The sequence below is a fragment of the Variovorax boronicumulans NBRC 103145 genome, assembly GCF_001591345.1.
Taxonomy (GTDB): domain Bacteria; phylum Pseudomonadota; class Gammaproteobacteria; order Burkholderiales; family Burkholderiaceae_C; genus Variovorax; species Variovorax boronicumulans.
In genome coordinates, this window is the sequence record NZ_BCUS01000208.1 from 1 (window position 1) to 5,859 (window position 5,859).

Here is a 5,859-nt window from a genome sequence, read left to right on the forward strand (position 1 = left end):
CTTCGCTGAAACAACTTCAGCGACTTGAACTGAAAGGTTTGGGTTGCAGGAAAGAAGAAGTGGAAAGCGAAAAAAGTCTTCGAAAGTTGACGCGATGTTGAAAAACAGTGCATAATCGAAGGCTCCGCTGAAAACAACTTCAGCAGCTTGAATCGAGAGATTCGGGATGCGAAAAAAGAAGTTGAAGAAAGCGAAAAAAGTTTGACGATACTTAAAAAATCGTGTTAGACTACAAGGCTTCGCTGATCGCAGCAAAGCAAAACGAAGTAAACGACAAGTTGCTTCGGTGATCGTTAAAAAATTACAGCCGATAAGCGTGGGCGTTTGAAGGTAATTGCGTAAGTTCTTCGGAACAAGTCGCAAGACTTAAAAACGCTCATGAGATAGAAGTGAAGTTCACTTTAATTCTTTTTTTATGAGTTTTGCTTGACCGTGAGGTCAGGCGCAAAAATCAAGATCGAACTATAGAGTTTGATCCTGGCTCAGATTGAACGCTGGCGGCATGCCTTACACATGCAAGTCGAACGGCAGCGCGGGAGCAATCCTGGCGGCGAGTGGCGAACGGGTGAGTAATACATCGGAACGTGCCCAATCGTGGGGGATAACGCAGCGAAAGCTGTGCTAATACCGCATACGATCTACGGATGAAAGCAGGGGATCGCAAGACCTTGCGCGAATGGAGCGGCCGATGGCAGATTAGGTAGTTGGTGAGGTAAAGGCTCACCAAGCCTTCGATCTGTAGCTGGTCTGAGAGGACGACCAGCCACACTGGGACTGAGACACGGCCCAGACTCCTACGGGAGGCAGCAGTGGGGAATTTTGGACAATGGGCGAAAGCCTGATCCAGCCATGCCGCGTGCAGGATGAAGGCCTTCGGGTTGTAAACTGCTTTTGTACGGAACGAAACGGTCTTTTCTAATACAGAAGGCTAATGACGGTACCGTAAGAATAAGCACCGGCTAACTACGTGCCAGCAGCCGCGGTAATACGTAGGGTGCAAGCGTTAATCGGAATTACTGGGCGTAAAGCGTGCGCAGGCGGTTATGTAAGACAGTTGTGAAATCCCCGGGCTCAACCTGGGAACTGCATCTGTGACTGCATAGCTAGAGTACGGTAGAGGGGGATGGAATTCCGCGTGTAGCAGTGAAATGCGTAGATATGCGGAGGAACACCGATGGCGAAGGCAATCCCCTGGACCTGTACTGACGCTCATGCACGAAAGCGTGGGGAGCAAACAGGATTAGATACCCTGGTAGTCCACGCCCTAAACGATGTCAACTGGTTGTTGGGTCTTCACTGACTCAGTAACGAAGCTAACGCGTGAAGTTGACCGCCTGGGGAGTACGGCCGCAAGGTTGAAACTCAAAGGAATTGACGGGGACCCGCACAAGCGGTGGATGATGTGGTTTAATTCGATGCAACGCGAAAAACCTTACCCACCTTTGACATGTACGGAATTCGCCAGAGATGGCTTAGTGCTCGAAAGAGAACCGTAACACAGGTGCTGCATGGCTGTCGTCAGCTCGTGTCGTGAGATGTTGGGTTAAGTCCCGCAACGAGCGCAACCCTTGTCATTAGTTGCTACATTCAGTTGGGCACTCTAATGAGACTGCCGGTGACAAACCGGAGGAAGGTGGGGATGACGTCAAGTCCTCATGGCCCTTATAGGTGGGGCTACACACGTCATACAATGGCTGGTACAAAGGGTTGCCAACCCGCGAGGGGGAGCTAATCCCATAAAACCAGTCGTAGTCCGGATCGCAGTCTGCAACTCGACTGCGTGAAGTCGGAATCGCTAGTAATCGTGGATCAGAATGTCACGGTGAATACGTTCCCGGGTCTTGTACACACCGCCCGTCACACCATGGGAGCGGGTTCTGCCAGAAGTAGTTAGCTTAACCGCAAGGAGGGCGATTACCACGGCAGGGTTCGTGACTGGGGTGAAGTCGTAACAAGGTAGCCGTATCGGAAGGTGCGGCTGGATCACCTCCTTTCTGGAAACAAGCAATTTAATTTAAACGCCCACACTTATCGGTTGTTGGAAGAAGTCGGTTGTCTTCAATTTTGAAGATGATTGGCGAATGGGTCTGTAGCTCAGCTGGTTAGAGCACCGTCTTGATAAGGCGGGGGTCGTTGGTTCGAGCCCAACTAGACCCACCAAATCTTCTGATATCTCGTGTGAGAGTTTGAGGGGGATTAGCTCAGCTGGGAGAGCACCTGCTTTGCAAGCAGGGGGTCGTCGGTTCGATCCCGTCATCCTCCACCAATAACTTCGATACTTATTCAACACCAAAGCAGCTTCCTGCGAAAGCATGAGGCTTCTTTGTTGTTGATCAGGATCTCTTGATCAATCGGCTGTTCTTTAAAAATTCATAGAGTCGAATCAGCGTTGCTGATGGAAACTGCACATTCGTAAAGGTTTAGTGCAGACCGTGCCATCAGCAACATAGAATTTTTGATTGCGTCAAAAGAAACTTCAATTTCGAGTCAAATCGATATTGGAAGTACGGCATAACGCGTCAGGTGAAAGACCTGACATATTCCTTGAGATGATTTTGTAGTTTCGCAAGAAACGTCAAAGTTATAGGGTCAAGTGAATAAGAGCACGTGGTGGATGCCTTGGCAATGATAGGCGACGAAGGACGTGATAGCCTGCGATAAGCTTCGGGGAGCTGGCAAATTAGCTTTGATCCGGAGATTTCCGAATGGGGAAACCCACCTGCAAAGGTATCGCATGATGAATACATAGTCATGCGAGGCGAACCGGGTGAACTGAAACATCTCAGTAGCTCGAGGAAAAGACATCAACCGAGATTCCGAAAGTAGTGGCGAGCGAAATCGGAGAAGCCTGTTAGTGATAGCACAAGACATAACGGAACAGCTTGGAAAGGCTGGCCATAGCGGGTGATAGCCCCGTACGTGAAATGACCTGTGTGGTACTGAGCTAACGACAAGTAGGGCGGGACACGAGAAATCCTGTCTGAATATGGGGGGACCATCCTCCAAGGCTAAATACTCATCATTGACCGATAGTGAACTAGTACCGTGAGGGAAAGGCGAAAAGAACCCCGGGAGGGGAGTGAAATAGATCCTGAAACCGCGTGCTTACAAAAAGTAGGAGCCCGCAAGGGTGACTGCGTACCTTTTGTATAATGGGTCAGCGACTTACATTCAGTGGCAAGGTTAACCGAATAGGGAAGCCGTAGAGAAATCGAGTCCGAATAGGGCGATCAGTCGCTGGGTGTAGACCCGAAACCAAGTGATCTATCCATGGCCAGGATGAAGGTGCCGTAACAGGTACTGGAGGTCCGAACCGACTAGTGTTGCAAAACTAGCGGATGAGCTGTGGATAGGGGTGAAAGGCTAAACAAACTTGGAAATAGCTGGTTCTCTCCGAAAACTATTTAGGTAGTGCCTCAAGTATTACCATCGGGGGTAGAGCACTGTTTTGGCTAGGGGGTCATGGCGACTTACCAAACCAAGGCAAACTCCGAATACCGATGAGTACAGCTTGGGAGACAGAGCACCGGGTGCTAACGTCCGGACTCAAGAGGGAAACAACCCAGACCGCCAGCTAAGGTCCCTAAAATTGGCTAAGTGGGAAACGAAGTGGGAAGGCTAAAACAGTCAGGATGTTGGCTTAGAAGCAGCCATCATTTAAAGAAAGCGTAATAGCTCACTGATCGAGTCGTCCTGCGCGGAAGATGTAACGGGGCTAAGCCAGTTACCGAAGCTGCGGATTTGCAATTTATTGCAAGTGGTAGGAGAGCGTTCTGTAAGCCTGTGAAGGTGCGTTGTAAAGCGTGCTGGAGGTATCAGAAGTGCGAATGCTGACATGAGTAGCGTTAAAGGGGGTGAAAAGCCCCCTCGCCGTAAGCGCAAGGTTTTCTACGCAACGTTCATCGGCGTAGAGTGAGTCGGCCCCTAAGGCGAGGCAGAGATGCGTAGCTGATGGGAAACAGGTCAATATTCCTGTACCGATTGTTAGTGCGATGTGGGGACGGATCTTAATAGGTCATCCAGTTATTGGATTATTCTGGTTTAGTTGGATGTAGGCGTGCATTAGGCAAATCCGGTGCACATATACCGAGGCCAACGATCGAGCGGACTTGTCCGTGAAGTGACTGAACGAGGTTCCAGGAAAAGCCACTAAGCTTCAGCTAACAACGACCGTACCGCAAACCGACACTGGTGCGCGAGATGAGTATTCTAAGGCGCTTGAGAGAACTCAGGAGAAGGAACTCGGCAAATTGACACCGTAACTTCGGAAGAAGGTGTGCCCTATTAGTGTGTAGTGAACAACGAAGCATGAATGGGTTGCAAAAAATCGGTGGCTGCGACTGTTTATTAAAAACACAGCACTCTGCAAACACGAAAGTGGACGTATAGGGTGTGACGCCTGCCCGGTGCTGGAAGATTAAATGATGGGGTGCAAGCTCTTGATTGAAGTCCCAGTAAACGGCGGCCGTAACTATAACGGTCCTAAGGTAGCGAAATTCCTTGTCGGGTAAGTTCCGACCTGCACGAATGGCGTAACGATGGCCACACTGTCTCCTCCTGAGACTCAGCGAAGTTGAAATGTTTGTGATGATGCAATCTCCCCGCGGAAAGACGGAAAGACCCCATGAACCTTTACTGTAGCTTTGTATTGGACTTTGAACAGATCTGTGTAGGATAGGTGGGAGGCTTTGAAGCAGGGTCGCTAGATCTTGTGGAGCCAACGTTGAAATACCACCCTGGTGTGTTTGAGGTTCTAACCTAGGTCCATTATCTGGATCGGGGACAGTGCATGGTAGGCAGTTTGACTGGGGCGGTCTCCTCCCAAAGCGTAACGGAGGAGTTCGAAGGTACGCTAGTTACGGTCGGACATCGTGACGATAGTGCAATGGCATAAGCGTGCTTAACTGCGAGACTGACAAGTCGAGCAGATGCGAAAGCAGGACATAGTGATCCGGTGGTTCTGTATGGAAGGGCCATCGCTCAACGGATAAAAGGTACTCTGGGGATAACAGGCTGATACCGCCCAAGAGTTCATATCGACGGCGGTGTTTGGCACCTCGATGTCGGCTCATCTCATCCTGGGGCTGTAGCCGGTCCCAAGGGTATGGCTGTTCGCCATTTAAAGAGGTACGTGAGCTGGGTTTAAAACGTCGTGAGACAGTTTGGTCCCTATCTTCCGTGGGCGCTGCAGATTTGAGGAAGCCTGCTCCTAGTACGAGAGGACCGGAGTGGACACACCTCTGGTGTATCGGTTGTCACGCCAGTGGCATTGCCGAGTAGCTAAGTGTGGAAGAGATAACCGCTGAAAGCATCTAAGCGGGAAACTCGTTTCAAGATGAGATCTGCCGGGGCCTTGAGCCCCCTAAAGAGTCGTTCAAGACCAGGACGTTGATAGGTCAGGTGTGGAAGCGCAGTAATGCGTTAAGCTAACTGATACTAATTGCTCGTGCGGCTTGACCCTATAACTTTGATCAATCTGATCAGGGTGTTATGCCAAGTTGACGCATTCAAAATAATTCGCCAAAAGCTGATTCCAAACTCTATGAATTCGTTTGATTGATCGTGTGATCAGTCAGACAACCCTTTATGCCTGATGACCATAGCGAGTTGGTACCACTCCTTCCCATCCCGAACAGGACAGTGAAACGACTCAGCGCCGATGATAGTGCGGGTTCCCGTGTGAAAGTAGGTCATCGTCAGGCTCTTACAGCCCAGAAAACCCCAGTCAGCAATGACTGGGGTTTTTTGCTTTGCGCAATGCAAAGACCAAACGCATAAAAAGCGCTGACTCGAAAGAAGCAGCGCTTTTTTATTGCAGCAAACAACCGTCAATCAGGCGTTGTGAACTCCCGAAGCATC

Annotated in this window: 1 protein-coding gene, 2 tRNA genes and 3 rRNA genes; 5 read left to right on the forward strand and 1 reads right to left on the reverse strand. The window is 50.0% G+C overall.

Annotated features, from left to right (window positions below; translation table 11 throughout):
- Positions 1 to 363: hypothetical protein (locus VBO01S_RS33110; protein WP_218005428.1), on the reverse strand; the 363-nt coding region annotated here is incomplete at its 3' end.
- 96 nt (positions 364 to 459) lie between these two features.
- On the opposite strand from VBO01S_RS33110, the gene VBO01S_RS30550 reads away from it, so the two are divergent.
- From VBO01S_RS30550 to rrf, 5 genes are all read left to right on the forward strand, one after another.
- A 16S ribosomal RNA gene (locus VBO01S_RS30550) occupies positions 460 to 1,994 on the forward strand.
- An 89-nt stretch (positions 1,995 to 2,083) separates the two neighbouring features.
- Positions 2,084 to 2,160: transfer RNA gene (locus tag VBO01S_RS30555), tRNA-Ile, on the forward strand.
- Between the two features lie 30 nt (positions 2,161 to 2,190).
- Positions 2,191 to 2,266 (forward strand) — tRNA-Ala (locus VBO01S_RS30560).
- 321 nt (positions 2,267 to 2,587) lie between these two features.
- Positions 2,588 to 5,461: ribosomal RNA gene (locus VBO01S_RS30565) — 23S ribosomal RNA — on the forward strand.
- Positions 5,462 to 5,589: 128 nt separating this feature from the next.
- Positions 5,590 to 5,702: ribosomal RNA gene (rrf, locus tag VBO01S_RS30570) — 5S ribosomal RNA — on the forward strand.
- Together the 16S, 23S and 5S rRNA genes with 2 tRNA genes alongside form the textbook arrangement of a ribosomal RNA operon.
- The last annotated feature ends 157 nt before the right edge of the window (positions 5,703 to 5,859 follow it).